Source organism: Mesorhizobium sp. M1329 (genome assembly GCF_040318035.1).
Taxonomy (GTDB): Bacteria; Pseudomonadota; Alphaproteobacteria; order Rhizobiales; family Rhizobiaceae; genus Mesorhizobium.
Genome location: NZ_JAMYLN010000042.1, coordinates 1 through 26,256, shown reverse-complemented (window position 1 = coordinate 26,256; position 26,256 = coordinate 1). Strand labels below are relative to the sequence as shown.

Here is a 26,256-nt window from a genome sequence, read left to right as displayed (position 1 = left end):
CCGCTCAGCCGGCGAGATAGCGATCGCGGATCTCCGAAACCGCGTTCTCATGCGAGCTGAACCCTTCGTAGCGGGCGAGCCTGCGGGCATGCAGGGCGAGTTCCGGATAGGCCGCCGAGGTCACATAGCCGACCGACGATCTCTTGACGAAATCCGTCACGGAAAGCGGCCCAAAGGTTCGCGCCCACCGACTGGTCGGCAGCACCGCATTGGGTCCGAGGACGAAGTTGGCGAGGGTCACCGGCGTGTGCGGTCCCATGAGGATCTCGGCGGCCTCTGTGATACGTCCGAGATGCGCAAATGGCTCGGTTGACAGAATCTCGAGGTGCTCCGGCGCATAGTCGTTGATGAAGCGGTAGCTGTCCTCCAGCGACTCGGTCAGCACGATGCCGCCGCGCTTTCCAGTCAGCACCGCGCGTGAGAACTCCACACGCTGTTCGCTCATCCGGGACCAGTGTTCCGGTATCGCAATCAACGCGGCTTCGGCGACCTTGCGGCTGTGCGTCACCAGATAGGCCGAGGAATCCGGCCCGTGCTCGGCCTCGATCAACAGGTCAAGAGCAGCCAGGCCGCCGTCGACGCTGTCATCGGCAAAAATGATCGCTTCGGACGGACCGGCGGGGAGACCTGTGTTGATGATCGGGGACAACACGCTCTTTGCCGCCACCACCCACGGGCTCCCCGGCCCGACGATCTTGACGGCAGGCTTCACGGTCTCGGTTCCATAAGCAACAGCGGCGACCGCATGGGCGCCGCCGCACTTGTACACGGTCTCCACGCCGGCGAGGCGGGCAGCAACCAGCGTTGCCGCGTCGACGGAACCGTCCGAAGTCGCAGGCGTCACGATCGCGATCTGGGGAACCCCGGCAATCACCGCCGGAACCGACGTCATCATCGTCACCGAAGGGAACGCGCCTTTGCCGCGCGGAACATAAAGCGCGACCGAAGCGATCGGTGTGTATCGGTCGCCCGCATAGGCGCCTGGCCGAACTTCCTTGAGCCACATCGTTTCCGGGCGCTGCTCCTCGTGGAAATGCCGGATATTCTCGATGCCGAACCGGATACTCTCCACGACATCCTTGTCGACCTTGTCGAATGCCGCGTCGAACTCCGCTTCCGAAACTTTCAGTCCACCGTCGGCAACATCGGCTTTGTCGAGTTCGCGTGCAAACCGGAGCAGCGCCGCGTCACCTTCATCCTTGACGGCCTGGATGATTGGACGGACCTTTTCGATGAAGGAAGACAGGTCTCCTTCGGCGCGTTTCAGTAAACTGGCCCGCTGATCGACACCGAGGGATGACAGGCGGTGGAAGCTGACGTCAGACATGGCGGCTCCTTTTCTTAGAACGCAATTACGATTAGCGCTTGTCGATCACTTCTGGGACACGTCTCCAGCCCCTGAAGCTTTCAAATCGATGCGAGAAAGCCTCCATCCACGGGAATGGACTGGCCGGTTATGTAGGCTGCCGCATCCGAAGCGAGGAACACCGCGATTCCGTGCAGGTCCGAGAGATCACCAAAGCGGCGCTGGGGAATCTTGGCGAGCATCGATTGCTGCCATGCCTCGTTGCTGTAGAACACGTCTGTCATCGCTGTCCTGAAATAGCCAGGCGCAATGGCGTTGACCCGGATCCCAAGATCGGCCCACTCCGCCGCAAGCGCCCGCGTCATGCCGAGGAGGCCTGATTTCGACGAGCCGTACGGCACCGCTGTGGGAACCCCGACCTCGGAGGTCAGCGAGCAGAGATTGATAATGACGCCGGGCCGTCCGGCGTCTCTCATCTGCCGCGCGGCGGCTTGGGCGCAGAAGAAGGCGCCTTTGAGATTCGTATCGACAATCCTGTCCCACAAGGCCTCGTCGACATCGAGCGAAGGCCGGACCTCTTCCGTACCTGCATTGTTGACGAGAATATCGAGACCTCCGAGCAGGCTGCCGGCCTCGGCTGTCGCCGCCCGGCAGCGGCCGACATCGGTGACGTCCAGGGCGATGGCATGCGCGACCCCGCCGGCAGTGCGGATTGCGGCCATCGTCTCCTCGAGCGAGGCGACGCTGCGCGCCGTGACCGCGACGTCGGCGCCAGCCGCGCTGATCGCCTCGGCGATGCTGCGCCCGATGCCGCGGCTTGCGCCGGTTACAAGCGCCTTCCTGCCTGACAGATCGAAGAGAGATGCGTTGCGCATGTCATCCTCCTTGCTAATGTCGCGCCTGAACCGATCGCGTCGAGACTATCCGAATGCAGCTTATCTATACAAGCATGTACATCATGGCTGTAGTGCGCCATGCGGAACTTTGCTTGTCGGCACGGCAGCGCACTGGCCGACATCGACCGGTCTATGTGGTTCGCCACAGCCCATCTGGAGTTCATCGGGAGGGATAGATGAAGCGCGCAGTAGACCACGACGCGATGAGCGTGGTTGGCTATACAAGCCCCTGGAGTGCCAAAGCAGGCCAGCGGATCAGCCTCAGCCTGTCATGCGATCGGCCGATAAAGGCCGCACGAATTTGCCGGCTCGACAAGCCGGCTCCGGAATTTCTCGCCTGGCCCATCGAAACGATAGGTGAAGCACAGCGTCGGCATTTCGACCAGGGGTCGTTCCTGTTCGTGCGAGCCGGCGAACTGGCCAAAGTACAAGCCCTCCACGGCATATGTTTTGACCTGTTCCTCACGCGCAACGAAAGTGCGCGCACAATCTTGGAGGCAGGCGCCCTCGGGCTGCGCCTCCGCGACGGCGCACTTGTCGTGGAAATCGGCGGCGAAACCTTTGTCGAGAGGAAGGCGCCAACTGGTGTGTGGCTCACTGTCGAGTTGGATCTGCGGCAGGAACAATCGCGTCTGCGCATCAAATCCCATGATCTTCTCGCGCCTTACGAACTCCATGAAGGTTTTGGCGGCCCTCTACGGAACCTCCAGGCGCGCGGCATCCATTTCGGCGCAAGTGCCACCCACCACGAACCTACCCTCAACGCGAAATTTGCCGCGATCCGGCTCGACACCCCACAGGGGACTGTTGCCTGGGATTTCCCGACGCTGTTGCGAACGCCGCCGATCCTGTCGTCGGGCGGAGCAGATCCGCTGCTCCTAGATGTGATCAATCAGCCAGCCTTCTGCGTGACTTCGGCACGCTGGGACGGATCGAGCTTCGAGCCTCGCTTGGTGCCGTCGCACTACGACGCTATCCATTGCCACGACGACGACATCGGCCCGCTTGAGTGGCCGGCATCGCACCGCGTGACGATCCCTGAAAACGCACACCCAGGCGTCTACGCGTTCCAGATCGAATGGGAGGGAGGCTACGAACGCGTGGTGTTCTTCGTCACCTCTTCACAGGTTTCGTCGCCGCTGTTGTATCTCGTGCCGACGGCCACCTATCTCGCCTATGCGGACGAATATCTCCCCGACCATCTTTATGAATGGAAAGGCGACGACCGGGGACATCGCTTCGCGATCGCCAACAATCTGAAATCTCTTTACGACTACCATTCCGACCTCAGCGGTGTTTCCATCTGCTCCTACAAAAAGCCGAAAGTGACGCTCAGGGACGATTACGATTATCCGCTCTGCGGCTGCCCACACAATTTGCCGGTCGATCTGCACTTCCTCCGATTCTGCCACGACAATGGAATCGTGTTTGACGTCATGACAGATCACGATTTGCACGAATGCGGCATAGACGGTCTGCGTCGACATCAGGCCGTCGTCACCGGCAGTCACCCCGAATATATGTCGATCGAGATGGAGCAGGCACTGCGGCAGTTTGTGGCCGAAGGCGGCAGCCTCGCCTATCTCGGCGGAAACGGCTTCGCTGCCACTGTGGCTTTCAAGGATGACCTGATGGAGCTGCGGCGCTCGCCGCTGGAGGCAGGCCGTACCTGGGATGGCCCGGTCGCCGAACAGGCGCTGTCGATCACCAACGAACCAGGCGGCTATCTCCGCTCCCGCGGCCGAGGCGAATTCTCGCTGATCGGCGGCGCGATCTCACTGATGGGCTTCGAAGGCGCGCACCCCTTCACGCGCACTGAGGAAAGCCATGAAGCAGGATGCGCATGGCTGTTCGAAGGCGTTGAAAATGCAACCTTCGGCACCGACGGCATCGTGCTGGGCGGTGCCGCGGGCTACGAAGTGGATGCGACGGATCCAGCTCTCGGCACGTCCGCTGACACCGTCGTGATCGCGCGTGCGACCGGATTTCCCGACAGCTTCTTCCAGGATCCGACGCGCTGGTATGAGGGTGGGGATACCCAACGCATCGCCCGCCGCTGCGCCGAAATGACCCTGCGAAAGCTCGCAGCAGGCGGCTTGATCTTTTCGGCAAGCTCGGTTGCCTGGTGCGGCGCGCTGCCATCTACAGGCGCCATGAACGACGTCGGCAGGATCACGCTCAATCTGCTTAACCGCCTCGGCGCTACGAAAGGAGAACCCGGCCGAGAAAATCAGTAAGCTGATTGGTGCCGTTACAGAAAGACCTCAGCCGCAACCTTCATGTGCGCTGCTTTGACGAACGGCGCTGAACCAGAATTTGGCGCGGCATCAACGACACCCTCGCCGGCGAGGCAAGCTCGGTATCCCTTCTTCGGCGGCGCGCAAGCATTGTAGGACTATCCCGCAACGAATTGTCGGATCTGACCGATCTGGCCCGTCCTTGGGTCTCACCCGCGCAAGGAAGAAGCGATGAGAGACCTGATCTTGAAGATGTCCATCTCGATCGACGGCTTCGTGAGTGACCTGGATGGCCGAAACACATGGATGTTCGGCGCCGATCAAGAGGCGAAGGCCTGGGGCGTAGAATTCATATGGAACTCGAGCCTGCACATCATGGGCAGCCGCAGCTTCCGTGACATGGCCGCCTGGTGGCCGAACCTCCACCGACCAGTTCGCGGCGCCGATGAACCAGATCCCCAAAGCCGTCTTCTCACGACAGGGACCGGAGTTCCTGAAGAACGGGAACACGACGGCGGCGCTGGATGAGGCGCGCGCCGTCAACGCGGGAACCGGACAGCCGGCGAAGTTGCAGCCCGGTGGTGAAAGTTGGGCGGAGGCCTATGTGGCGAGCGGTGACCTGGCGGAGGAAGTCGCGAAGCTGAAAGCCCAGGAGGGCAAGCCGATCATCGCGCACGGCGGAGTGAGCTTCGCCCGCAGTCTCGTCGCCCAGGGATTGGTCGACCAGCTCGCCCTGTTGGTGGCCCCCGTGGCGCTGGGCAAAGGCCTGCCACTGTTCTCCGACCTCGCCGCGCCGATGTCTCTCAAGCTGGTGAGCTCGAAAGCCTTCCCGGGGGGCGCGGTGGCGCAGATTTACCGGCCAACGTGAACACGTCAGAGAATGTGTGCAACCAACGAACCGACGAAGTAATGGGCAACGTATGAATGAATGCGATCCCTTCGGATCGTCGTCGACCGATAGGAGGCTGTGCATGGCGAAGCTCGTGTTCGGAATGATGCAGTCGCTCGACGGCTATGTCGCTGGCGCCGAGGGCGGGCCCGGGCTGCCGATGCCGGGCGAGGCGCTCCATCGCCACTTCAACGCCCATGTGCGCGGGATCGCCGGCAGCCTCTACGGCCGGCGCATGTACGAGGTAATGCGCTATTGGGACGAGGATCAGCCGGGACAGGACCAGGTCGGGCGCGATTTTGCGGCGGCCTGGCGGGCGCAGCCGAAATGGGTCGTCTCTCGCACCCTGAAGTCGGTCGGGCCGAACGCGACGCTGGTGGACGACGATCTCAAAGGGTTCGTTAGGGCGCTTAAAGCCGAACACGAGGGCGAGATCGATGTCGCCGGACCGGAGCTGGCGGGTAGTCTGACCGAGCTTGGCCTTATCGATGAGTACCGGCTCTACTTCCGTCCCATCGTGCTTGGTCGCGGTAAGCCATTCTTCGCCGGCCCCCGGCCACCGCTGCGTCTGGTGGCCAGCGACCGGGTTGGCGAGGACGCGATCAGGTTGGCGTACGTTCCCGCCTGATCACAACCGACACCCTAACGTTCGTCGGACCGAATTTGAGCTCACTCCCACTCTATGATTTCCGGTCATGGTAACGTATTGATCTAGCAGCGCAAATTTTTTCCGCGCAATGCCTCCGGGCCAGCGCGAACCATGGCTACGACCGCGCGACTGAACCTGTCGAAGGCAGCATAGTCGGTGAGCTGTGTCGTACGGACTCGAAGGCCGCATTGCCTCGCAGCGTATTTTGCTCCGTGATCATGGGGGCAACGTGGCTGTACCAGCCTTCGAGCAAGGCGTGGACGGTAAATTCGCCGGATTCTTGCACTATGTCGCTCGGCAGGCAAATGACTAGCTGGCATTCGGCAATTCGCGGCCCGTTTTGATTGCAAGTGGCTCCAGCTAAGTTGAAATGTTTTTAGAACGACGCGAACCGAAACTGCATTCCCAGCCCTCTTACCTTTCGAGCGTGCCGTTGCGCTTGCAACTTTGGAGGGTTTACCGTGCTTTATGTCAAGAATGTACCTGGATGGGAACGCGCGGTTCGTGTCGTTGCCGGTTTGGCTATGATCGCCTGCGGCTTGCTGGGCTTAAGTGAGCTTATGATCGGCTATGCGATTGCTGGCGTCGGCGCCAGCACACTGCTCACCGGCTTCATCGGTTTTTGTCCCATGTGTGCCATGGCGGGCCGCCGCTTGGATGCCGCGAACCGCTGCCTCGACACTGCGAAGTAGGACAGCCGCATGCACACGCCGAAGTATGACCTGGCTCTGGTTGACGACGCGCGCAATGGCGACAAGCAAGCCATCTTGGCTTTGCTGGACCTCGCACAGCGAGACATTCGGCGCTATGCGCGGCGCAGCTGCAGCGCTTCCGACGACGTTGACGACGTGGTGCAGGAGACATTGTGGCTACTGTACCGCCGCGTCGGAACGCTGCGCGCACTGGGCTCGATATCGGGCTGGCTGCTGGCCGTGGTACGCCGCGAATGTTTGCGCATGGCAATGCGCGCGATGGGAAAGCCGGACAATCTGGACGACGCGTTGCTGAATCCGGCCAACGAGGACCGCCTGGCACGTTTGTCGCAGGACGAACTCCGGCTTGACCTTTCACGCGCGATCCAATCCCTGCCCGAACACTACCGCGAGGTGATCATACTGCGCGATATCGAAGAGATGACGATCGACGAGGTCGCCGCTTCACTGAACCTCACCCGCGAGAGCATCAAGGGTCGACTGCACCGTAGCCGGGCCCTGCTACGTGAATACCTCTTGGATTGATTGAACCACTATGAATTGGAGAGATAAATTTCTGTGAACCCATGAACCTGTCATCTACCGCCTCGCCCAAGACAATGTTCGCCAGCAATGGTCTTGTCGAACATCTGGTCCGCGGTATTGTCGGCATCAGCGCTCTGAGTTACGCGATATCGATCTCTGGGCCACATCCATTTTATTCGCTGGCCCTGGCTGGCGTATCGATGGTGGCTTTTCGCGGTTGCCCCATCTGCTGGACGATCGGTCTCGTCGAGACAACCTACCGTAAGTTCAAACGCCACCATGCGGCACCGTGAATGACCATCAGTAACGATCGCAGCGTGTTGAATGTCATGATTGACTATCCAACTGACAAGAAAATTCCCATGAGCAAAACATTTGTCGTCAACGGCGGAGCAAAAGCAGGCCAGTGTGGCGGAGTAAAAACAGGGGCGAGGGACGTCCGATCATTTTCGGATCAAGTCCGAAACGTTTCGCGAGCGCCTCGGCCGTCAGGGCCGCACCCAGAACCGCATTCGGGCTACGACGATTGATCTAGCTGGGTTTTTTCTTGTTTTCGGCCTGAAAAACCGACACAGGGGCCGCTAAAAAGCTACGGTATTGATATTAAAGGGAAAATCACCACAAAAATATTTCTGACCTTTCACCAACTATCGGGACCGGTCGGACGATTTATGCCCCTCACGTCGCCCTGCGGGCAGCATAACCCGCCTCCGAAAGTACCGTCACCCAAGCTCATCACGATCTCGGGACGGCTGCCACCGGGTCGCCCACGGCACAGACCCTGACCGCTGCGAGGCGGGTTCGGGGCACGATAATGAAAGCTCGGATCCTGAAGTCTATTCTTCGAGACTTTGTATCACCCTGCCCGCCCCTTGGAACGATGCCCTACCCCGTGAAAGCTTCTTTGCGACCCCGCCAACGCGAGCCCGGTACCTGTCCTCCTTCCTACTACAGAACGAGGATAGACATGACTTCGAAGAAACCAAGGCGGGTGCGCATCCTGATGATGCCATATCAAGAGGATGAGGACAGCGGTCCCGTGGACTACGCCGGTCCCGCAACGGTGTTAACCGGCCTGCCGCGAACCATCAGGCGGCATGAACTCAGATTGATAGTCCCGCTCGCCGACAGCAATATCTATGAGATGGAGAAACGAGGCGAATTCCCACGCCGCTTCAATCTTACGCCCCGTTGCGTGGTGTGGGATCTGGAAGAGGTGGAGGCGTGGCTCGAACAGCGCCGACAGACCTCTCTCGCCGGACGCGCGAAGGTTGCTCTTGGCCCGGATGTCCGTCAGCGGAAGACGCGACCGATGAAAGCGCAGGAGGCAGACGTCTAGTCGGAGCAATTGGAGGCTACCGCAGTGTTAACGCGCTTCCAACGCTAGCTGTGGTGAGAGCGTCCTCAGACCCGAGAGCCCATCCGGAACGGACCGCAAAGATTTGTTTGGGGCAGGCCGATGTCGGCAAACGTCCACTTTGTGGGTGGGCTCGAGGAGTTACTGGCCGATTCCGCTAGCTAAGCGGGCTCGGCGACGGCAGCGCGTCTAGTCACACGCCATAGAAACTGCGCGCCGTTCCGCCGAAGAGCTGCCCATGTTCATCTACACTCAATCCTGCCGTCCAGTCGCGAGAGGCGTCGTACCAATCGCGAAAACTGCACTCTGTGAGCACTGTGGGCCAGTTCGATGCCCACATGGTTTGCTCAGGGCCGAACACGTCCAGCACAATGTCGACATAGCGGCTGAAGAGGTGGGGTTGCCACCGGCCGTCTACCTTGTGGCCGAAACCGGAGAGCTTGATGGTACAGCCTTCCGCAGCGAGCGCTGACAGGTGCCCGATCCAGTCCTGCTCCTCGCGGCCACCATGCGGCCAATCCGGGCGGGGGTATGCGAAGTGATCAATGCAGACGCGCAGTCCAGGTGTCCTCGCGAGCCGGTCGCGCAACGCTCGTAGATTGCTCGAATTGACCAATGCATCATAGGTCAGGCGGCTGGCTGCCAATGCGGCAAAGCCATCATCTAAATCTGCGCTCGCCAACCAAAGCGGATCAGAGCGCGTCATTGCCCAGTTTCGCATCCCGACAACTTCAGGCTGCGATGTCAGCCAGCCCAAACGCTCCGTCGCGTCAGGTCTTACGAGGTCTACCCAGCCAATGACGCCCGCGATCCATTCATGCTCCCCGGGCCAACGCCACCATGCCGGCGGTTTCTGTTTCGTCTTCGATCGCCTGAACGATGATCGAGCGATTCACGCCCGCCTCGCGGAGCAACGGCAGATAGTCCTCGACGGTGAAGTCATGCACGAGTTCCGGCATGCCCTGCAGCCACCGATAGTCGCCATCAGCGAGGCGCCAGAGATGGTGATGGGCGTCAATGATGAGATCGGACAAGATCGTCGGCTCCGGGCTTGATGGCAGCTAAGGCTTAGCCGCGATACCTGAGCGCGTCTACGAAGGCGGTGAAAGCGGGAGAGGCCTGGCGGCGGCTCGGGTAGTAGAGGTGGTACCCCTGCCAGTTGGGCGACCAGTCGGCGAGCACTTCAACCAGCTCTCCGCTGTCGAGGTAGGGTTTTGTCAGATCCTCGGGCACGTAGGCGAGGCCGTGACCATCCAGCGCGGCCCTCAGCACCGGCACCACGCTATTGAACACCAACTGGCCCTCGACTCGCACGTTTAGTTCCCGTCCGTCCTTTTTGAACTCCCACGCATAGATTCCGCCGGCCGTGGTGAGGCGCATGTTTATGCAGCGGTGGTTGGTGAGGTCTTGGGGGACTTCGGGTTTGGAGCGTCGTTCAAAGTAGGCAGGCGTCGCGACCACGGTGAATCGCCAGTCGGGCCCAATTCTGACGGCGATCATGTTCTTGCTGAGTGCCTCCCCTAAACGCACCCCGGCATCAAACCGCTGCTCCACGATGTTGGTGAGGCCATTGTCGATGGCAAGTTCAACGCTGATGTCGGGATATGTCCGCAGGAACTGATTGAGCATCGGGCGGAAGATCGTGTCGATCACATAGTCGCTGCAGGCAATGCGGATGTTGCCCGCCGGCTTGTCACGCAATTCGCTGAGGGCTTCGATCTCCGCCTCGATCTGCTCGAAGTGCGGTCCGATCGACCGCATTAGTCGCTCGCCTGCTTCGGTCGGAGAGACGTCGCGGGTCGTTCTCGACAGTAGGCGGATGTCGAGGCGCTCCTCTAGGCCACGGATGGAGTGGCTGAGGGCTGACGGAGTAACCCCCATCTGCGCCGCTGCCTTGGTGAAACTCCGCTCCCGAGCGACCGCAAGAAATCCGATCATTTCGTTGATGTTGTTCCGCGCCATTGCTGAATCCTGTTCACAGCCACATGCAGATTACTCGTACTAATCCACGGTAAGCAGTTCGCCTAGATTGTCCCTGCGCGAAACGTGGCCTCGACGAACTCGATTGTGGGAATTCTCCCAAGGAGAGCGAAATGGACATCATGCGAGCAGGCTCGCGGCCTTCAGGAAAAGGTCCGACAGACTGGTTCACCGGCACAGTCCGTGTCGACCCCATGTTCAACCCCAACGCCGCGGAACGTGTCCAAGGCGCCAGCGTAACGTTCGAGCCTGGCGCTCGGACCGCCTGGCATACCCATCCGCTCGGCCAAACCCTGGTCGTCACCGGCGGCCTCGGGCGCGTGCAACGCTGGGGCGGGGACATCGAGGAAATCCGGCCTGGCGATGTCGTCTGGTTTCCGCCGGGCGAGAAGCACTGGCACGGTGCTGCCCCAGACGTCGCCATGACCCATCTCGCGGTCCACGAAATCCTGGACGGTAAGGCCGTCGACTGGCTCGAGAAGGTCACCGACGGGCAGTACGCCGCGTCAAGCAAGTAGCCAAAAACGAAAGGAGGTAGTTATGGCCGACACACCCGCACCAGCAAAGAACCCTTTTAGCGACATCGCACCCGCGCTGGGGCGATACACCGATGAAGTCCTTTTCGGCGATGTGTGGAAGCGTGAGGGGCTTTCGCCGCGCGACCGCAGCCTCGTCACCATCACCTGTTTGATCTCGAACTACCGGCAGAACGAGTTGCCGTTCCATCTGAAGCGCGCGCTCGAGAACGGCGTGACGCGCGATGAGATCGTCGAGACCATAACACATCTCGCATTTTACGCGGGCTGGCCGCCTGCGAGCACCGCGCTGGGCATTGCCCGCCGCGTGTTCGAAGAAGCTGGCGTGTAGCGGACGACGACATGAAACAAGGCCACCCAACCATTCGCGGCATGCGAGCACCTCTGGGCGTCGTGCTGACCGCTGGGTTGCTGACAATGGCGGGTTCGGCCTCCGCGCAAGAGGAAGGCGGTCCCATGAAGATCAAGTTCACGCTCGACGGAACGCTTGTCAGCGCGACGCTTGAAGATAGCGCCGCAACGCGTGGCCTCGTCGCCCAGTTGCCGCTCACGCTGACGCTTGAGGATTACGCGTCTACGGAAAAGATCGCAGGTCTGCCCGAGAAGCTGAGTACCGAAGGTGCGCCCGAAGGGATCACGCCCAAGGCAGGCGATGTCACGTACTACGCGCCCTGGGGCAACCTGGCCCTCTTCCAGAAAGATTTCCGCTACTCGGCGGGCCTGGTGAGACTGGGCCGGATTGAGGAGGGCTTCGAGGCGTTGCTCAAGCCCGGCAGCGCGGACGTGACCATCGAACTCTTGAGGAACTGAACATGCTTGGAACAATGCTCTATGCCCCCGGTGACGTGCGCGTGGAAGAGCGCGACGAACCGAAAATCCTGAACCCAACCGATGCCATCATCCGGCTGTCGGCGACTTGCATCTGCGGCTCGGACCTGTGGCCATTCCGTGGCCTCAACGACGTCAAGGCTCCAATGGCGATGGGCCATGAATATTGCGGTGTCGTTGTCGAGGTGGGCAGCGAGGTGAAGACGGTCAAGCCGGGCCAGTTCGTCGTCGGCTCGTTCGTCCTTTCCGACAACACCTGCCCGCATTGCCGCCATGGCTTCCAGTCGTCGTGCGAGCAGCGCGAATTCATGACCGGCGGCCAGGCCGAACTGGCGCGGGTCCCGCTCGCTGATGGCACATTGATCGCAACGTCTGAAATGCCGTCGGACGACCTGATCCCCAGCCTGCTTGCGGCTTCCGATGTCCTCGGCACGGGCTGGTATGCGGCCGATGCAGCACGCGTGCAGTCGGGCTCGACCGTGGTCGTCGTCGGCGATGGCGCCGTAGGCTTGATGGGCGTTCTGGCCGCCAAGCAACTTGGCGCCGGGCGGATCATCGCCATGAGCCGGCACAAGACGCGTCAGGACCTGGCGCTCGAATACGGTGCCACCGACATCATTGCCGAGCGTGGCGATGCCGGTGTCGTCCGCGTCAAGGAATTGACCAAGCGCATCGGCGCCGATGCTGTGCTCGAATGCGTCGGCACCCAGGAATCGATGCAGACGGCGATCAACTGCGCGCGGCCTGGTTCAATAATCGGCTATGTCGGCGTACCGCACGGCGTGCAGTTCGACGGCCAGTCGCTGTTCTTCTCGCAGACCGGCATGATCGGCGGTCCTGCCCCGGTGCGCCGTTTCCTGCCGCACCTGATGGACCTGATCCTCACCCGCAAGATCAACCCCGGCAAGGTGTTCGATCTCGAACTCCCACTGGCGGACGCGGCCCAAGGCTACCGCGCCATGGATGAACGCCGCGCCATCAAGACGCTCCTGCGCACGTGAGCGGGAGGTGTGACAAGCATGTGGAATGAACAAGAGCTGGACCGCATCGCTGATGCAGACGACCTGCATATCGCACCGTTTCGCGACGATGGAAAAACGTATGGCACCCTGACCTGGATCTGGTCGGTGGTTGTCGATGGTGAACTCTACGTGCGCGCCTACAACGGCACGGCCTCGCGTTGGTACAAAGCGGCGGTCAAACAGAAGGCCGGACGCATCACCTCTGCCGGCCTCATCAAGGATGTCGCCTTCGTAACCGTCGACGGTGTGGTCAACGACCGCATCGACGATGCTTACCGCGCCAAGTACGGCTGGAGCAGCTACCTCGCACACATGATCGGACCGCGCGCCCGAGCTGCGACAGTCCGTATTGCCCCACTTTCCTGACTGGAACTCGCTCTAGCCTAGAGACGACGGAGGATCAAAATGCAGAAGCGTAAACTCGGACAAGATTTCGAGGTCTCGGCCCTTTCACTGGGCGCGATGGGTTACGGCAAGTCGCGTGACATTCCCGATCGACCGGAAATGATCGCGCTGCTTCGCGCCGCCTATGACCGAGGCATGGATTTCTTCGATACGGCCGAGTCCTACGGGCCCTGGACCAATGAGATCATGGTCGGCGAGGCCTTTGCCGGCATGCGCGACACGGTGAAGATCGCGACCAAGTTCGGTTGGGACATCAATCAGGATACCGGGGAGCATTATGGCGGCGTCAACAGCAAACCGACGCAGATCCGGCGTGCGGTCGAGGGCAGCCTCAAGCGGCTTCGGACCGACTACATCGATCTCTACTACCAACACCGGGTCGATCCCGACGTGGCGATGGAGGACGTTGCGGGCGTCGTGAAGGACCTGATTGCCGAGGGCAAGGTGCTGCATTTTGGCCTGTCGGAGGCAGGCGCCCAGTCGATCCGGAAAGCTCATGCCGTTCAGCCGGTGACGGCACTGCAGAGCGAGTACTCGTTGTGGACGCGAGATCCGGAGAAGGAAATCCTTCCTACGATAGAGGAGCTTGGCATCGGCCTCGTCCCGTTCAGCCCGCTCGGCAAAGGCTTTCTGACCGGGACGATCAACGTCAACACCCAGCTCAGCGAAGCGGACTTCCGCAGCAAGATTCCGCGCTTCTCGCCGGAAGCACTTCAGGCCAACCAGGCGCTGGTAGACCTGATCCGCACTGTCGGCGAGCGCGTTGGAGCCACCCCGGCACAGGTAGCGCTGGCGTGGCTTCTCGCCAGGAAGCCATGGATCGTACCGCTGTTTGGTACACGCAGGCTCGAGCGGTTCGAAGAGAACATCGGCGCGCTCGAGGTGCGGCTCTCGGCTGAGGACCTCGCCGAGATCGAAACTGCCTCTGCCTCGATCAAGATCGAAGGCGACCGCTACCCGGAAGCAATGCTGAAGCGATCCGGGCTGTGAGCGGCGCTCAAGCCGATGGGAGATCACAGTCGATTGCCGGGCCGGCCGAACCTGGCGGGTTCCGGCTGCTGTTCATTCTGGCGGTACTACTCGGTTTCGCCTCGATCTCGACTGACCTCTTTCTTCCTGCGCTGCCCACCATGCAGGTGGCCCTCGGAACAAGCGAGGGAACCTTGCAGTTCGCGATCTCCGGGTACCTGCTCGGTTTTGGTTTCGGGCAGCTATTTTGGGGCCCGGTCAGTGATCGTTTTGGCCGTCGCGGACCGGTAGCGCTGGGTATCGTCATTTTCGTCATAGGCTCGGCAGGCTGCGCACTGTCGACCGACGCTTGGCAACTCATCGGCTGGCGTATCGTCCAGGCGCTGGGCGCCAGTGCCGGCGTCGCCCTGGCTCGCGCGATGGTTCGGGATCTCTATGAGCGGGATCGCGCCGCCAAGGTGCTCTCGACACTCATGACGGTGATGGTGGTCGCGCCACTTCTTGGACCGAGCGTCGGTGCACAGATTCTCGCGGTGTCCTCTTGGCAGGCCATCTTCTGGACGCTCGTGGCAATCGGTACCGCCACGGCCCTTGCCATCCTCACCGTCCCCGAGACGCTGCCGCGCGCGGAGCGTCACTCCGACACCATAGTGCAGGCCGTCGCCGGCTATGGCGAGGTGCTGCGCAACCGCGTGCTGGTTGGCTATGCAGCGGCGGTGGGCTTCTACTACGTGGGCGTATTCGCCAACATCGCCGGCGGCGCCTTTGCCTATATCGCCTACCATGGCCTCAGCCCCGAGCTTTACGGACTTGTATTCTCGTCCGGTGTGCTGGGCTTGATGGCGACAAACTTCATCAATTCGCGCCTCGTCGTTCGCTTTGGCAGCGATCGCATGCTTTTGGCAGGTGCCGTGGGGGCTGCGGCGTTTGGTGCTGCTCTTGCGCTGGTTACCGCCACTGGCATCGGCGGCGTTGTCAGCCTGATCGTCACGCAGTTTTTGTTCACAGCGATGAACGGACTCATCCTGGCCAACGCAGTCGCCGGCGCTTTGTCGAGTGTACAGCGACGCGCCGGAGCAGCGTCTGCAGTTGTCGGCGCGATCCAGTACGGGAGCGGAATGGTAGGCTCAGCGCTAGTCGGGGTTCTTGCCAACGGAACGCCAGTTCCAATGGGCAGCGTCATGGCGCTGGCTGGCATCGGTTGTTTGGTCAGTGTGGTGCTGGCGAGGAAGATTGCTCGGAGCGGGTAGTAGCTCTCTCAGGGTCGAGAAGCAGACCCGCCTATGTGTGCGCCATTCTACGCTACTGCCCTCTCACTCTCTGAAGCTGCTTTACATCGCCCGAGGATCGGACTCAGATCGGACCTGCAAATTCGAGATGGAACCCAATGCGGCTCAACGGGCGTCGGGACGGAGTGAAAGGCATCAAAACGGCAACGCAAATCGCCGCCGAAACTACGCTATTGCCGCCGTTCTCCCCCTACTCCCACTCGATGGTGCCCGGTGGTTTGCTCGTCACGTCGTAGACGACGCGGTTGATGCCGCGCACCTCGTTGATGATGCGGGTGGCGGCGGCGCCCAGGAATGCCATGTCGTAGTGGTAGAAATCCGCGGTCATGCCATCGACCGAGGTGACGGCGCGCAGCGCGCAGACGAATTCGTAGGTGCGGCCGTCGCCCATCACGCCGACTGTCTGCACCGGCAGCAGCACGGCGAAGGCTTGCCAGATGGCATCGTAGAGGCCGGCCTTGCGGATCTCGTCGAGATAGATGGCGTCGGCCTCGCGCAGGATCTCCAGCTTTTCGCGGGTGATGCCGCCCGGGCAGCGGATGGCGAGACCGGGACCGGGGAACGGATGCCGGCCGATGAAGCTGTCGGGCAGGCCGAGCTCCTTGCCGAGCGCCCTCACCTCGTCCTTGAACAATTCGCGCAGCGGCTCGACCAGCTGCATGTTCATGCGTTCGGGCAAGCCGCCGACATTGTGGTGCGACTTGATCGTCACCGACGGACCGCCGCTGAAGGAGACGCTTTCGATGACGTCGGGATAGAGCGTGCCTTGTGCCAGGAAATCGGCGCCGCCGAGCTTCTCGGCCTCCTCCTCGAACACTTCGATGAACAGCCGCCCTATGGTCTTGCGTTTCTTCTCGGGGTCCGACTCGCCCTCGAGCGCGCCGATGAAACGGTCCGAAGCGTCGACCAGGATCAGCGGCAGATTGTAATGCTGGCGAAACATCTCAACCACGCCGGCCGCCTCGTCCTTGCGCATCAGCCCGTGGTCGACAAGGATGCAGGTGAGCTGGTCGCCGACCGCCTCGTGGATCAGCAGGGCCGCGACCGAGGAATCGACGCCGCCCGACAGCGCGCAGATCACCTTGCCCTTGCCGACCTGTTTGCGGATCGTCTCGACCGCGTGCTCGCGGTAGGCGCGCATCGTCCAGTCGCCTTCGATGCCGGCGATGTTGTGGACGAAGTTTTGGAGCAGCCTGGCGCCGTCCGGCGTGTGCACCACTTCGGGGTGGAACATGAGACCGTACATCTTGCGTTCGACATTACCGAAGATGGCGAAGGGCGAGCCCTCCGATTTTCCCAGCACCTCGAATCCCTTCGGCAGGGTGATGACGCGGTCGCCATGGCTCATCCACACCTGGTGGCGCTGGCCAGGCGCCCACAGGCCCTCGAACAGCGGGCTGTCCTTGGCGATCTCGACGAAGGCGCGGCCGAATTCGCGATGATCGGAGCTTTCGGCGACGCCGCCCATCTGCACGCACATCGCCATCTGGCCATAGCAGATGCCGAGTACCGGCACGCCGGCATCGAAGACGATCTGCGGCGCGCGCGGACTGCCAATGTCGCCGGTCGAGGCCGGACCGCCGGACAGGATCACCGCCTTCGGATTGATGCGCTTGAACGCCGCCTCGGCCGACTGGAAGGGCACGATCTCGGAAAAGACGCCAGCCTCGCGGATGCGCCGGGCGATCAGCTGGGTGAACTGGCTGCCGAAATCGACAATCAGGACGGTGTCGGGATGATTGGCTGTTTTCATGGCGAGCGTTTAGAGAAAGAAACGAGTCGGCGCAATGGGTTGTGAGGTCGCGCGGTCACTTCGATTCCGGCGCGTCGTCCTGAACGCCAGAGGCTTTGTCCAATGCATCAGTTTGCGTTTTATCGAGTGACCGCAAGGCGCCCATCAGCGCCGCGAAGCGCTCATGGCCAAGCCGGGCAACATAGCTCCGTTCGATCTTCAGCTTGATGCGGTCGCCATCGCGCAGGGCGTCCAGGCCCTTGCGCGTGTAGCGAACAAGCTTGCCGCGACCGTCTTGCGGATCGGGCAGACGCTGCAACACACCTTCCGTCTCCAAGCCGTCGAGCAATTGCTGAACCGCCTGCTTTGAGATCGCCGAGCGCTCGATCAGCGCCGACTGGCGCATGCCGCCGCGCGGGATGTGTCCAAGCAGGCCGGCACGCGCTTCGGTGAACCAGTGATGGCCGGCAGCGCGCATCGCCGCGGCGAATTCGGTCTGCCAGGCGCGGCTCGCCTGCCACAGCCGCCAACCTATGTGATCCGGCAGCTTTTCGGATTTTTCGTCAAGGCTCTTGACCAAATTCTTCTCGCCCGATAGATAGTCAAGCATCTTGACTACTAGTTCACTCTAAGTGGCGATGCCGGTCAAGGCAATCGGCGACTTCAATTCAGGAGGAAATCATGGCAGCACTTCAGAAGGAAACCCTTGCGATGCTCATTCCGGGCATGACCCATGTCTTGGAACGAAACGGCAAGGAGGCTTACGTCTATTTTGAAAGCGAGGGTGACGCGCACATGCTGCTCGACGATGGCGAGGCGCGAAGCGGGCGCTGGTGGATGCTCGATAACGGTTATGTCGCCGACTGGGACACCGGCGCGACCGGACGCTGGACCCTCGATCACGAGCCCGGGTCAGTCACTTACGTCAATCGCGACAACGCCGTTCGCTTCAGGATGATCGGCGTGCTGTTCGGCAACGCTAAGAACCTGCCGCCCCAACAAGCTTGAAGTCGATCGCGCCGGAGGCGATCGCCCGTTCCAGCAGTTGCACGGCCGCGGCCAGCTTCTCGTCGATGACGTGCAGATATTCGGTCCAGTCGCCGACGTGTCTCAGATCGGCCGCGCCGTCGGAAATGCCGCGCAGGCCAATCAACGGCACGTCGAACAGCTGGCAGGCGCGCAGGCAGGCGAAGGTCTCCATATCGACCATGTCGGCGGCGACCGCGTCGTAAGCGGCGCCGGTGACGATTGCCGCGCCGGTCGACAGCGTCGCCGGCCTGATGCCTGGTATCCTGAACGGCAGCGGCACGCTGACGGGCAGGTCGAGGAACGGCGTGGCGCCCCTCTCGAACCCCAATGGCGAGGCGTCCATGTCGCGGTAGCCAACTGACACGGCCTGGTAGATTTCGGTCTGCTCCAGCGTCCGGCTGCCCGCCGAACCGAGCGACACGACGAGATCGGGCAGCGCCTTTTCGACGCTCAGCCGGGACAGTTCCGCGCCGAGCCTGACGCCGGCCTCGACCGGCCCGACGCCGGTCATCAGCGGTGTGAACAGCCGCTGCAGATGTGGGCCGTATTCGGCTTCGGCCGCCATGACGAAGAGAACGGACTTGCCGGACAGGCGAGACACTTTACCGGTCACGACGATCTACTCCTTTTTCTGGCCCTACCACCGGAGCCGGAAGGTAAGAAGGGCGACGTGCCCTCACCGGTCCCCGGCCCTTCGCTATGGCTCCGGGCGTTCGTCGCTCGAAAAGCCCATTTAGGGGCTTTTCGTCCGCTGCGCGGACCGCTCCTCACCCCTCGATACCGTCGCGGCCGAGCACTGTCATCATCGTTCCGGTCATTGTGGCGATCAGCTTGGCCTCGCCGTCGGTGGCGAACGCATAGGCTTGTCCGTCGGCGACGATGATGGTGCGGCCGGGCTTGGTTACCGAGCCGCGGAACAGGAAGCGCTCGCCCCGGCCGGGCGCCAGCAGATTGACCTTGAACTCGATGGTCAGCACGCCGGAATTTTCCGGCATCAGCGAGAATGCCGCATAGCCGCAGGCCGAGTCGAGAGCCGTCGAAATGACGCCGGCATGGAGAAAGCCGTGCTGCTGCGTCAGTGCCGTCGAATAGGGCATTTCGATCTCGATAATGCCGGGCGTCACCAGCGTCAGCTCGGCGCCAATCGTCATCATCGCGTTCTGGCGCGCGAAGGACGTCCTGACGCGGTCCTCGTAATCGGGAGCAGGAACGATCTTTGCTGCCATGGCCGTCGCCCTTCGTTTCTCGGCAAATCTTATTGCAAAGGCATTTATCGCAGAGGGGTGGGCGGCAGGCAATCGCAAATGCTGCACTGCAGCAATTGGCTAAACCTGCTGATAAGAAGCGAGATCGGCGACATCCGGCAACCGTTCAGCCGACGCGGCGCAGCGCGCAGAAGTAAAAGCCGTCGGTGCCGCTCAGCAAAGGCGACAGCGAAATGCCGCCCGCAGCGCCAATCCGCACTGCCGCTTCGTGGCCCGCAAAACGGCTGTCCCAAAGCTGGCGGTGATCGACCGGGACAAAACCGGGATGGCGGTCGCGGAAGGCCGAAACCTGGTCGCCATTTTCCTCGTCGAACACCGAACAGGTGATGTAGACCAGCAGGCCGCCGGGTTTGACGAAGTCCCTGGCGGCGTCGAGGATCGTCTCCTGCTCGCCCTTGCGGGCGTCGAGCTGCCTCTGAGTCAGCCGCCATTTGGCATCCGGCCGGCGCCGCCAGGTGCCGCTACCGGTGCAAGGCGCATCGATCAGCACGATATCCATATGCTTGCCGAGCGGCGCGAGTTCGGCCGGCTTGGTGACGATCTGCACATTGCGGTTTTCCGAACGGCGTATGCGGTCGAAGATCGGCGCCAGCCTGGCCTTCTCGGCGTCGTGGGCGAAGATCTGGCCGCGATTGTCCATCGCCGCGGACAGCGCCAGCGTCTTGCCGCCGGCGCCGGCGCAAAAGTCGAGCAGCTGCATGCCAGGCTCGGCGCCGGCCAGTTCGGCCGCAATCTGGGAACCCTCGTCCTGAACCTCGAACCAGCCTTTCTGGAAGGCCGGCTCGGCCTGTACGTTCGGGTGCCTCCCGTCGCCTTCGATCGGCGGGATGCGGATGCCGTGCGGCGCGATCCGCGCAGGCTTGGCGCCGGTCTCCGCCAATTCCGTCAGCACTTTTGCGCGATCGGCCTTCAGCGTGTTGACCCTGAGGTCGAGCGGCGGGCGAGTGCCAAGCGCGGCACCCTCTTCCACCCAGGCCGTGCCGAACGCCCGTTCGAACAGCGGTATGCACCAGTCGGGGATGTCTGCCCTGACAGCCGGCGCCGCGTCGGCAAGCCGGCGAGCTGCAAGCGTTGTCAGTTCGTCGGCGGTAAGCAGCGGCGGCGCGAACTTGTCGCCCTCGAGCGCCTCGTTCAGCGACTGCGCCGTCTGGCCCCATTCGAGCAGCAGCGCGCCGAAGCCGATGGCGCGCGGCGTGTCTTCGCCCAAGAGCCAGCCGGCCGAGCGCTTGCGGCGCAGCGCGTCATAGACGATGTTGCCGATCGCGGCGCGGTCGCCGCCACCGGCGAAGCGGTGCGACAGGCCCCAGTCCTTCAGCGCATCGGCCACCGGCCGGTGGCGCCGGCCAATGTCGTCAAGCACTTCGATGGCTGCCGCCAGCCGCCCGCCCAGTCTCATTGTCGTCTTCCATTACTCAGCAAACTAATTGCGGCCCTGCTCTATCGCATCGGCCCGACAATCGGAAACCGATTTTCGGAAAGCACGATACGTGGGTTCCAAAGTGGCTAGAGCGTGCATTGTGCGCTCAAGTGAACGCATGCCGCTCTAAAGCGCGCAACTGACACGCACAAGCACGACGGCAGGTGCAACCGCTCTGCTTTGCAACTTTTGCGGTTGCGAATACTCTTTGCGCGGTGATTCGCGTCGCAGAAAAATGCGATGCCGCGGGTCGATACGAGGAGAGGGCAATGAAAACTTATCTGGCGGAAGTTCTAGGCACGTTTCTATTGGTGTTCATCGGCACGGCTTCGGTTGTAACGGGCGGCTTCGGCGGCGCGCTGCCGCTTGGCCAGGAAGGTATCGGTCTGGCGTTCGGCATCGGCCTGATCGCGGCGGCCTATGCGATCGGCCCGATTTCGGGCGCGCATCTCAATCCGGCGGTGACGCTCGGCGTTTTCCTCGCCGGGCGGATGCCGGCCAGGGACGTCATTCCCTATTGGATCGCGCAGGTCATCGGCGCCATCATCGCGTCGCTGGCACTGTGGATCATCGTCTCCGGACAGGTCGGCGGCCACACCGGCGGCTTCGGCGCCAATGGCTGGGACGTGACGAAATGGGGCGTCAGCTCGGCCTTCCTGTGGGAGCTGATCGGCACCTTCACCTTCGTCACGGTGATCCTCGGCGTCACCAACGCCAAGCACACCACGGCCTTCGCCGGCCTCGTAATCGGCCTGACGCTGGCGGGCCTGCACTTCGCCATCATTCCAGTGACCGGCACATCGCTCAACCCGGCCCGTTCGATCGGACCGGCGCTGTTTTCGGGAACTGCGGCGATCGGCCAGCTGTGGCTGTTCATCGTCGCGCCGCTGATCGGCGGCGCCGTTGCCGGCGTCGTCGCCAAGGCCGGCATCTTCGAGAAGGACTGACTTTTCGCAAGCCCAACGAAAAAGGCGCGGGTCGAGGCCCGCGCCTTTTTTGTTGCGTCGAGAACTTCGCGTGCCCGGATCAGGCCGCGAGGTCAAAACGGTCGGCGTTCATCACCTTGGTCCAGGCAGCGGCGAAATCCCGGGCGAATTTCTGCCCGGCGTCCGCCGATCCGTAGACCTCGGCAAGCGCACGCAATTGCGCGTGCGAGCCGAAGATGAGGTCTGCGCGGGTGCCGGTCCACTTGACCGCCCGGGTCTTGCGGTCGCGCGCTTCGTAGACTTCATCGGAACCGCCGGCCGGATCCCAGACCGTGTTCATAGAGAGCAGGTTGACGAAGAAATCATTGGTCAACGTGCCCGGCCTGTCGGTGAACACGCCGTGCTTCGACTGGCCGGTGTTGGCGCCGAGCACCCGCAACCCGCCGACGAGCACCGTCATCTCCGGCGCCGTCAAGGTCAGCAGCTGCGCCCGGTCGACCAGCATCGCTTCGACCGACATCGGCGGCTTGCCCCTGACATAATTGCGGAAGCCATCGACTTTCGGCTCGAGCGCGGCGAAGGACTGGACGTCCGTCTGTTCCTGGGAGGCGTCCATGCGGCCCGGCGTGAACGGCACCTTGACGTCATGGCCGCCGTCTTTGGCCGCCTTCCCGACGGCGGCGACGCCGCCGAGAACGATCAGGTCGGCAAGCGAGATCTTCTTGCCGCCGGACTGCGAAGCGTTAAAGCCCTTCTGGATGCCTTCGAGCGTCTCGAGCACCTTGGCCAGCTGCGCCGGCTGGTTGACCTCCCAGTCCTTCTGCGGCGCCAGGCGGATGCGGGCGCCGTTGGCGCCGCCGCGCTTGTCGGAGCCGCGGAACGTCGAGGCCGAGGCCCAGGCGGTCGAGACCAGTTCGGAAACGGACAGGCCGGAGGCCAGGATCTTCGCCTTCAGCGAGGCGGTGTCCTGGTCGTTGACCAGCTCGTGATCGACTGCCGGTATCGGATCCTGCCAGATCAGCTCTTCCTTCGGCACGAGTGGGCCGAGATAGCGGACGGCCGGGCCCATGTCGCGATGGGTCAGCTTGAACCAAGCGCGGGCGAAGGCATCGGCGAACTGATCCGGATTCTGGTGGAAACGCCGCGAAATCTTCTCATAGGCCGGGTCGACGCGCAGCGCGAGGTCGGTCGTTAGCATCGCCGGCGCGCGGCGCTTCGAGGCATCGTGCGCGTCGGGCACGGTGCCTGCACCGGCGCCGCCCTTCGGCGTCCACTGATGGGCGCCGGCCGGGCTCTTGGTCAGCTCCCATTCGTAGTTGAACAGATTGTCGAAGAAGTTGTTGCTCCATTTGGTCGGCGTCGTGGTCCAGGTCACCTCGAGGCCCGAGGTGATGGCGTCTCCGGCAATGCCGGTGGCATGTTTGCTCGACCAGCCGAGGCCCTGCGCCTCGATGCCTGCGCCTTCCGGCTCCGCGCCGACCAGCGATGCATCACCGGCGCCGTGGGTCTTGCCGAAAGTGTGGCCGCCGGCGATCAGCGCCACGGTTTCCTCGTCGTTCATGGCCATGCGGGCGAAGGTTTCGCGGATGTCGCGTGCCGCGGCCAGTGGATCGGGCTTGCCGTTCGGCCCTTCCGGGTTGACGTAGATCAGCCCCATCTGCACGGCGCCGAGATGGCCGTGAAGTTCGCGGTCGCCGGAATAGCGCTCGTCGGCGAGCCACTTGGTTTCCGACCCCCAGTCGACGTCCTGCTCGGGCTCCCAGACATCGGCGCGGCCGCCGGCGAAGCCGAAGGTCTTGAAGCCCATCGATTCCAGCGCGACGTTGCCGGTGAGGATCAACAGGTCGGCCCAGGAGATTTTCCTGCCGTATTTCTGCTTGACCGGCCACAGCAGCCGGCGCGCCTTGTCGAGATTGGCGTTGTCCGGCCAGCTGTTGAGCGGCGCGAAACGCTGCTGGCCGGCGCCGGCGCCGCCACGGCCGTCGCCGATGCGATAGGTGCCGGCGCTGTGCCAGGCCATGCGGATGAAGAGCGGGCCGTAATGGCCGAAATCGGCCGGCCACCAATCCTGCGAATCGGTCATCACCTGGTGCAAGTCCCTGATCACAGCATCGAGATCGAGGCTCTTGAATTCCTTGGCGTAGTCGAAGTCCTCGTCCATTGGGTCCGAGAGGCTGGACTGCTGGTGGAGGACGCCAAGATCGAGCTGGTTCGGCCACCAGTCACGGTTGCCCCTCCTGGCCGATCCATGTGGGACCGGGCATTTGCCGGCGCTGTTGTCGTCGGTTTTGGCGTCCATCTTTGCCTCCGATTTAGTTGATTTTCCGGGATTTTGTTGATTTTCCGGGCAGGGCCAGCGGCCGCGCCATTCTGGAATGGTTCCAGACTAGCCTGCCCGGCCGATAAAGACAAATTGCCTTTGCTGTTTATTCTGATAGGTTTTCCTTATGATCGGTTTGACCGTCCGGCAGATGCATTATTTTGAAGCGCTGGCGCAGACGCTGCATTTCGGCCGCGCCGCAAAACTCGCCGGCGTCAGCCAGCCGGCGCTGTCCGCGCAGATCGCCGAGATGGAGCTGCGGCTCAATTGCCGGTTGTTCGAGCGCGGCGGCAAGGCGGTGCGCATGACCGACGAGGCGCAGGCGCTGCTGCCGCGCATCGAGCGCATTCTTGCTGACGTCCGCGACGTCGAGGCGACCGCCCGGCGCGGCCGCCCGGCGCTGGAAGGCCGCTTCCGGCTCGGCATCATCCCGACGGTGGCGCCCTATCTCTTGCCGCATGTGCTGCCGGAGCTGAAACGACATTTCCCGGCCTTGCAACTCGAATTGCGCGAGGCGGTGACCGCGTCGCTGGTCGACGACACCAGCTCGGGAAAGCTCGACGCCTTCGTCGCCGCACTGCCGCTCGACTACCCGGGCCTTGTCACCGAGGAACTTTTCTCCGACCGGTTCTTCCTGGCCGTGCCGGCCGGCGATCCCGCCTTCGCCTCGCCGCCGGTGCCGCCGGAAAGCCCGGCGCTGGAGCGGCTGATGCTGCTGGAGGAAGGCCACTGCCTGCGCGAACAGGCGCTCGCCGTCTGCGGCAGCGTGCGGCCGGTGGCGATGGCAAGCTACGGCGCGACCAGCCTGACGACGCTCTTACAGATGGTGGCGCACGGGCTCGGCGTCACGCTCATCCCGGAAATGGCGGCAGGGCCGGCCAGCACTATCCCCGACTTGAAGATCGTGCCGTTCCAGGAGCCGATGCCGCAACGCACGATCTGCCTCGCCTGGCGGCGCAACAAGGTGCGCCACGACGAATGCGTCGAGCTGGCCAAGATCATCCGCGGGCTGGATGCGGCGGTGCTGGCAGCGTGAGCTGCGGGTCAAGGATGCGGTTTTAGCCCCAAGCCAACCCGCAAGCCCCTTCGAAAGGAACGGCTTTAATCCTTGAATCCTTGCTCCGGGCTGCGAGCAAGCCGCCATGCGGCTCCACACCAAGGTCCGGCACGATGAATGTATCGAGCCGGCGAAGATCATCCGCGAGTTGGAGGCGGCGGTACTGGCTGGGTGAGGTACGCCGTACCATCCAGCGGAAGTTTGGTGTTGACCCGAAGTCGACCTTCGCAGACCCGAATGGCTGCTTTGCGCCGTTGGGTAGGGAAGATGGTCATCCCGAAAGCCGAAAGTTCCGTTTGTTCGAATGATGACAACTAAGGAAATAGGAAACAGCCTTTGCGCGCAATTCCGTGCTTTGGCGTTGCCGAGGGTGCTTCACTAGCATTGATCTTTGATGCGGCATCCACGGTGCCGCGGCGTGCAGTAAGTGGAGAATACAATAGCGGTGAGGGCCGCGATCGGTGAGGTTCAGTGATGAATCATGCGCAGAGTACCAGGTCAAAATCCCTCCGCTGTGACTTCACCTTTATTAAACGACGGCCCTTGATTTTACTTCATGAGATACGCGGCAGGGGGTGTAACGCCATGCCGTCCCTCATTCCGTTATGCCTCGTTCTGCTGTTGGCATTTCCGGCAAATGGTCAGTTGGCGCCCGAAGCGCCAGCGGTTGCCACGGCTAACGACAGCTCGTCGGTCGTGGTTTCCGAACACACCGAGGTCGGCAAAGAACCGGGCAAGTCACAACCGAGCGCGCTCGGATCCCATACATCTAGAGAGCTGGTGCTCAGCGAAACACAGGCACTCAAGGAGGGCGCGCAAACGCCGCTCGGCGAGCATGAGGAGGCTTTACGCCGCGAATTGGCCGCAGCACGAGCGGAGCTAGAGGTTATGCAGCGCGGCGTCCGTGAG

30 protein-coding genes are annotated in these 26,256 nt (G+C 62.4%); 19 read left to right on the top strand and 11 right to left on the bottom strand.

The window, feature by feature from the left end; all coding sequences use genetic code 11:
* Positions 1-4: 4 nt before the first annotated feature.
* Entirely contained in the window at positions 5-1,327 is a 1,323-nt protein-coding gene (gene hisD, locus NKH21_RS29115) for a histidinol dehydrogenase (protein WP_352669768.1), read from the bottom strand.
* Between the two features lie 80 nt (positions 1,328-1,407).
* Positions 1,408-2,181: an SDR family NAD(P)-dependent oxidoreductase gene (locus tag NKH21_RS29110; RefSeq protein ID WP_352669765.1), complete on the bottom strand. Its 774-nt coding sequence runs from the start codon at positions 2,179-2,181 to the stop codon at positions 1,408-1,410.
* Between the two features lie 422 nt (positions 2,182-2,603).
* Here NKH21_RS29110 and NKH21_RS29105 point away from each other — a divergent pair, with 422 nt between their 5' ends.
* The 8 genes from NKH21_RS29105 (at position 2,604) to NKH21_RS29070 (ending at position 8,554) form a co-directional block, all read left to right on the top strand.
* Positions 2,604-4,439 (top strand): N,N-dimethylformamidase beta subunit family domain-containing protein, encoded by a 1,836-nt coding sequence (locus tag NKH21_RS29105; RefSeq protein WP_352669764.1) that lies wholly within the window; start codon positions 2,604-2,606, stop codon positions 4,437-4,439.
* A gap of 231 nt (positions 4,440-4,670) precedes the next feature.
* Entirely contained in the window at positions 4,671-4,967 is a 297-nt protein-coding gene (locus NKH21_RS29100) for a dihydrofolate reductase family protein (protein WP_352669761.1), read from the top strand.
* On the top strand, positions 4,885-5,307 hold the full coding sequence (locus tag NKH21_RS29095; RefSeq protein ID WP_352669759.1) for a dihydrofolate reductase family protein: 423 nt from the start codon (positions 4,885-4,887) through the stop codon (positions 5,305-5,307). The genes NKH21_RS29100 and NKH21_RS29095 overlap by 83 nt, the downstream gene beginning before the upstream one ends.
* Before the next feature lie 103 nt (positions 5,308-5,410).
* Positions 5,411-5,956, top strand: a complete 546-nt coding sequence (locus NKH21_RS29090) for a dihydrofolate reductase family protein (protein WP_352669756.1) — start codon at positions 5,411-5,413, stop codon at positions 5,954-5,956.
* A 482-nt stretch (positions 5,957-6,438) separates the two neighbouring features.
* Entirely contained in the window at positions 6,439-6,669 is a 231-nt protein-coding gene (locus NKH21_RS29085) for a YgaP family membrane protein (protein WP_352869274.1), read from the top strand.
* 9 nt (positions 6,670-6,678) lie between these two features.
* Complete coding sequence (locus NKH21_RS29080) at positions 6,679-7,215, top strand: RNA polymerase sigma factor (protein WP_352669750.1); 537 nt, start codon at positions 6,679-6,681, stop codon at positions 7,213-7,215.
* Between the two features lie 41 nt (positions 7,216-7,256).
* The gene (locus tag NKH21_RS29075) at positions 7,257-7,508 is read left to right on the top strand and encodes a hypothetical protein (protein ID WP_352669747.1); all 252 of its coding nucleotides are present in this window, start codon (positions 7,257-7,259) and stop codon (positions 7,506-7,508) included.
* Positions 7,509-8,182: 674 nt separating this feature from the next.
* Entirely contained in the window at positions 8,183-8,554 is a 372-nt protein-coding gene (locus NKH21_RS29070; protein WP_352669744.1) for a helix-turn-helix transcriptional regulator, read from the top strand.
* A 211-nt stretch (positions 8,555-8,765) separates the two neighbouring features.
* On the opposite strand, the gene NKH21_RS29065 is transcribed toward NKH21_RS29070, so the two are convergent.
* The 3 genes from NKH21_RS29065 to NKH21_RS29055 are packed head-to-tail and all read right to left on the bottom strand — an operon-like array spanning position 8,766 to position 10,534.
* Complete coding sequence (locus NKH21_RS29065) at positions 8,766-9,371, bottom strand: amidohydrolase family protein (protein ID WP_352669844.1); 606 nt, start codon at positions 9,369-9,371, stop codon at positions 8,766-8,768.
* A 16-nt stretch (positions 9,372-9,387) separates the two neighbouring features.
* Positions 9,388-9,606: an amidohydrolase family protein gene (locus NKH21_RS29060; RefSeq protein WP_352669741.1), complete on the bottom strand. Its 219-nt coding sequence runs from the start codon at positions 9,604-9,606 to the stop codon at positions 9,388-9,390.
* Between the two features lie 34 nt (positions 9,607-9,640).
* On the bottom strand, positions 9,641-10,534 hold the full coding sequence (locus tag NKH21_RS29055; protein ID WP_352669738.1) for a LysR family transcriptional regulator: 894 nt from the start codon (positions 10,532-10,534) through the stop codon (positions 9,641-9,643).
* A 131-nt stretch (positions 10,535-10,665) separates the two neighbouring features.
* On the opposite strand from NKH21_RS29055, the gene NKH21_RS29050 reads away from it, so the two are divergent.
* The 7 genes from NKH21_RS29050 to NKH21_RS29020 are packed head-to-tail and all read left to right on the top strand — an operon-like array spanning position 10,666 to position 15,562.
* Entirely contained in the window at positions 10,666-11,070 is a 405-nt protein-coding gene (locus tag NKH21_RS29050) for a (R)-mandelonitrile lyase (RefSeq protein ID WP_352669735.1), read from the top strand.
* A 22-nt stretch (positions 11,071-11,092) separates the two neighbouring features.
* On the top strand, positions 11,093-11,419 hold the full coding sequence (locus NKH21_RS29045) for a carboxymuconolactone decarboxylase family protein (RefSeq protein WP_352669732.1): 327 nt from the start codon (positions 11,093-11,095) through the stop codon (positions 11,417-11,419).
* Positions 11,420-11,430: 11 nt separating this feature from the next.
* A complete protein-coding gene (locus NKH21_RS29040; protein WP_352669730.1) occupies positions 11,431-11,898 on the top strand; it encodes a cyclophilin-like fold protein in 468 nt (155 codons plus the stop codon).
* 2 nt (positions 11,899-11,900) lie between these two features.
* On the top strand, positions 11,901-12,917 hold the full coding sequence (locus NKH21_RS29035) for a zinc-dependent alcohol dehydrogenase family protein (RefSeq protein ID WP_352669728.1): 1,017 nt from the start codon (positions 11,901-11,903) through the stop codon (positions 12,915-12,917).
* An 18-nt stretch (positions 12,918-12,935) separates the two neighbouring features.
* Entirely contained in the window at positions 12,936-13,304 is a 369-nt protein-coding gene (locus NKH21_RS29030) for a DUF2255 family protein (RefSeq protein ID WP_352669726.1), read from the top strand.
* A 39-nt stretch (positions 13,305-13,343) separates the two neighbouring features.
* A complete protein-coding gene (locus NKH21_RS29025) occupies positions 13,344-14,333 on the top strand; it encodes an aldo/keto reductase (RefSeq protein WP_352669723.1) in 990 nt (329 codons plus the stop codon).
* Positions 14,330-15,562: a multidrug effflux MFS transporter gene (locus NKH21_RS29020; RefSeq protein ID WP_352669720.1), complete on the top strand. Its 1,233-nt coding sequence runs from the start codon at positions 14,330-14,332 to the stop codon at positions 15,560-15,562. The genes NKH21_RS29025 and NKH21_RS29020 overlap by 4 nt, the downstream gene beginning before the upstream one ends.
* 229 nt (positions 15,563-15,791) lie before the next feature.
* Here NKH21_RS29020 and guaA read toward each other — a convergent pair whose 3' ends face one another.
* A complete protein-coding gene (guaA, locus tag NKH21_RS29015; protein ID WP_352669718.1) occupies positions 15,792-17,354 on the bottom strand; it encodes a glutamine-hydrolyzing GMP synthase in 1,563 nt (520 codons plus the stop codon).
* 55 nt (positions 17,355-17,409) lie between these two features.
* Positions 17,410-17,943 carry a MarR family winged helix-turn-helix transcriptional regulator gene (locus tag NKH21_RS29010; RefSeq protein WP_352669715.1) on the bottom strand — a complete coding sequence of 178 codons (534 nt, stop codon included), beginning with the start codon at positions 17,941-17,943 and terminating at the stop codon, positions 17,410-17,412.
* A 71-nt stretch (positions 17,944-18,014) separates the two neighbouring features.
* On the opposite strand from NKH21_RS29010, the gene NKH21_RS29005 reads away from it, so the two are divergent.
* A complete protein-coding gene (locus tag NKH21_RS29005) occupies positions 18,015-18,341 on the top strand; it encodes a hypothetical protein (RefSeq protein WP_352869264.1) in 327 nt (108 codons plus the stop codon).
* Here the strand turns inward: NKH21_RS29005 and NKH21_RS29000 are convergent.
* The 3 genes from NKH21_RS29000 to NKH21_RS28990 all read right to left on the bottom strand — a co-directional run bounded on the left by NKH21_RS29000 (position 18,313) and on the right by NKH21_RS28990 (position 21,023).
* Complete coding sequence (locus tag NKH21_RS29000; RefSeq protein ID WP_352669709.1) at positions 18,313-18,975, bottom strand: 5'-methylthioadenosine/S-adenosylhomocysteine nucleosidase; 663 nt, start codon at positions 18,973-18,975, stop codon at positions 18,313-18,315. The two genes, NKH21_RS29005 and NKH21_RS29000, sit on opposite strands and share 29 nt — an antisense overlap.
* Before the next feature lie 154 nt (positions 18,976-19,129).
* Entirely contained in the window at positions 19,130-19,588 is a 459-nt protein-coding gene (locus NKH21_RS28995) for a PaaI family thioesterase (RefSeq protein ID WP_352669706.1), read from the bottom strand.
* Between the two features lie 145 nt (positions 19,589-19,733).
* Positions 19,734-21,023, bottom strand: a complete 1,290-nt coding sequence (locus NKH21_RS28990) for an RsmB/NOP family class I SAM-dependent RNA methyltransferase (RefSeq protein ID WP_352669703.1) — start codon at positions 21,021-21,023, stop codon at positions 19,734-19,736.
* A gap of 290 nt (positions 21,024-21,313) precedes the next feature.
* Here NKH21_RS28990 and NKH21_RS28985 point away from each other — a divergent pair, with 290 nt between their 5' ends.
* Positions 21,314-21,991: an MIP/aquaporin family protein gene (locus NKH21_RS28985; protein WP_352669701.1), complete on the top strand. Its 678-nt coding sequence runs from the start codon at positions 21,314-21,316 to the stop codon at positions 21,989-21,991.
* 79 nt (positions 21,992-22,070) lie between these two features.
* On the opposite strand, the gene katG is transcribed toward NKH21_RS28985, so the two are convergent.
* A complete protein-coding gene (katG, locus tag NKH21_RS28980) occupies positions 22,071-24,269 on the bottom strand; it encodes a catalase/peroxidase HPI (protein ID WP_352669698.1) in 2,199 nt (732 codons plus the stop codon).
* Positions 24,270-24,417: 148 nt separating this feature from the next.
* Here katG and NKH21_RS28975 point away from each other — a divergent pair, with 148 nt between their 5' ends.
* The gene (locus tag NKH21_RS28975; protein ID WP_352669695.1) at positions 24,418-25,326 is read left to right on the top strand and encodes a hydrogen peroxide-inducible genes activator; all 909 of its coding nucleotides are present in this window, start codon (positions 24,418-24,420) and stop codon (positions 25,324-25,326) included.
* A 606-nt stretch (positions 25,327-25,932) separates the two neighbouring features.
* Positions 25,933-26,256 (top strand): hypothetical protein (locus tag NKH21_RS28970; RefSeq protein WP_352669692.1); only part of this gene is annotated, 324 nt, incomplete at its 3' end.

Bases quoted from the DNA above. Each gene is read 5' to 3' on its own strand.
- NKH21_RS29005 (WP_352869264.1), top strand. From the start codon at position 18,015: ATGGCAGCACTTCAGAAGGAAACCCTTGCGATGCTCATTCCGGGCATG.
- hisD (WP_352669768.1), bottom strand. From the start codon at position 1,327: ATGTCTGACGTCAGCTTCCACCGCCTGTCATCCCTCGGTGTCGATCAG.
- NKH21_RS29070 (WP_352669744.1), top strand. From the start codon at position 8,183: ATGACTTCGAAGAAACCAAGGCGGGTGCGCATCCTGATGATGCCATAT.
- NKH21_RS29025 (WP_352669723.1), top strand. From the start codon at position 13,344: ATGCAGAAGCGTAAACTCGGACAAGATTTCGAGGTCTCGGCCCTTTCA.
- guaA (WP_352669718.1), bottom strand. From the start codon at position 17,354: ATGAAAACAGCCAATCATCCCGACACCGTCCTGATTGTCGATTTCGGC.
- NKH21_RS29075 (WP_352669747.1), top strand. From the start codon at position 7,257: ATGAACCTGTCATCTACCGCCTCGCCCAAGACAATGTTCGCCAGCAAT.
- NKH21_RS28990 (WP_352669703.1), bottom strand. From the start codon at position 21,023: ATGAGACTGGGCGGGCGGCTGGCGGCAGCCATCGAAGTGCTTGACGAC.
- NKH21_RS29050 (WP_352669735.1), top strand. From the start codon at position 10,666: ATGGACATCATGCGAGCAGGCTCGCGGCCTTCAGGAAAAGGTCCGACA.
- NKH21_RS29040 (WP_352669730.1), top strand. From the start codon at position 11,431: ATGAAACAAGGCCACCCAACCATTCGCGGCATGCGAGCACCTCTGGGC.
- NKH21_RS29055 (WP_352669738.1), bottom strand. From the start codon at position 10,534: ATGGCGCGGAACAACATCAACGAAATGATCGGATTTCTTGCGGTCGCT.
- NKH21_RS28985 (WP_352669701.1), top strand. From the start codon at position 21,314: ATGAAAACTTATCTGGCGGAAGTTCTAGGCACGTTTCTATTGGTGTTC.
- NKH21_RS29095 (WP_352669759.1), top strand. From the start codon at position 4,885: ATGAACCAGATCCCCAAAGCCGTCTTCTCACGACAGGGACCGGAGTTC.
- katG (WP_352669698.1), bottom strand. From the start codon at position 24,269: ATGGACGCCAAAACCGACGACAACAGCGCCGGCAAATGCCCGGTCCCA.
- NKH21_RS29030 (WP_352669726.1), top strand. From the start codon at position 12,936: ATGTGGAATGAACAAGAGCTGGACCGCATCGCTGATGCAGACGACCTG.
- NKH21_RS28995 (WP_352669706.1), bottom strand. From the start codon at position 19,588: ATGGCAGCAAAGATCGTTCCTGCTCCCGATTACGAGGACCGCGTCAGG.
- NKH21_RS29010 (WP_352669715.1), bottom strand. From the start codon at position 17,943: ATGCTTGACTATCTATCGGGCGAGAAGAATTTGGTCAAGAGCCTTGAC.
- NKH21_RS29100 (WP_352669761.1), top strand. From the start codon at position 4,671: ATGAGAGACCTGATCTTGAAGATGTCCATCTCGATCGACGGCTTCGTG.
- NKH21_RS29090 (WP_352669756.1), top strand. From the start codon at position 5,411: ATGGCGAAGCTCGTGTTCGGAATGATGCAGTCGCTCGACGGCTATGTC.
- NKH21_RS29035 (WP_352669728.1), top strand. From the start codon at position 11,901: ATGCTTGGAACAATGCTCTATGCCCCCGGTGACGTGCGCGTGGAAGAG.
- NKH21_RS29110 (WP_352669765.1), bottom strand. From the start codon at position 2,181: ATGCGCAACGCATCTCTCTTCGATCTGTCAGGCAGGAAGGCGCTTGTA.
- NKH21_RS28975 (WP_352669695.1), top strand. From the start codon at position 24,418: ATGATCGGTTTGACCGTCCGGCAGATGCATTATTTTGAAGCGCTGGCG.
- NKH21_RS29080 (WP_352669750.1), top strand. From the start codon at position 6,679: ATGCACACGCCGAAGTATGACCTGGCTCTGGTTGACGACGCGCGCAAT.
- NKH21_RS29045 (WP_352669732.1), top strand. From the start codon at position 11,093: ATGGCCGACACACCCGCACCAGCAAAGAACCCTTTTAGCGACATCGCA.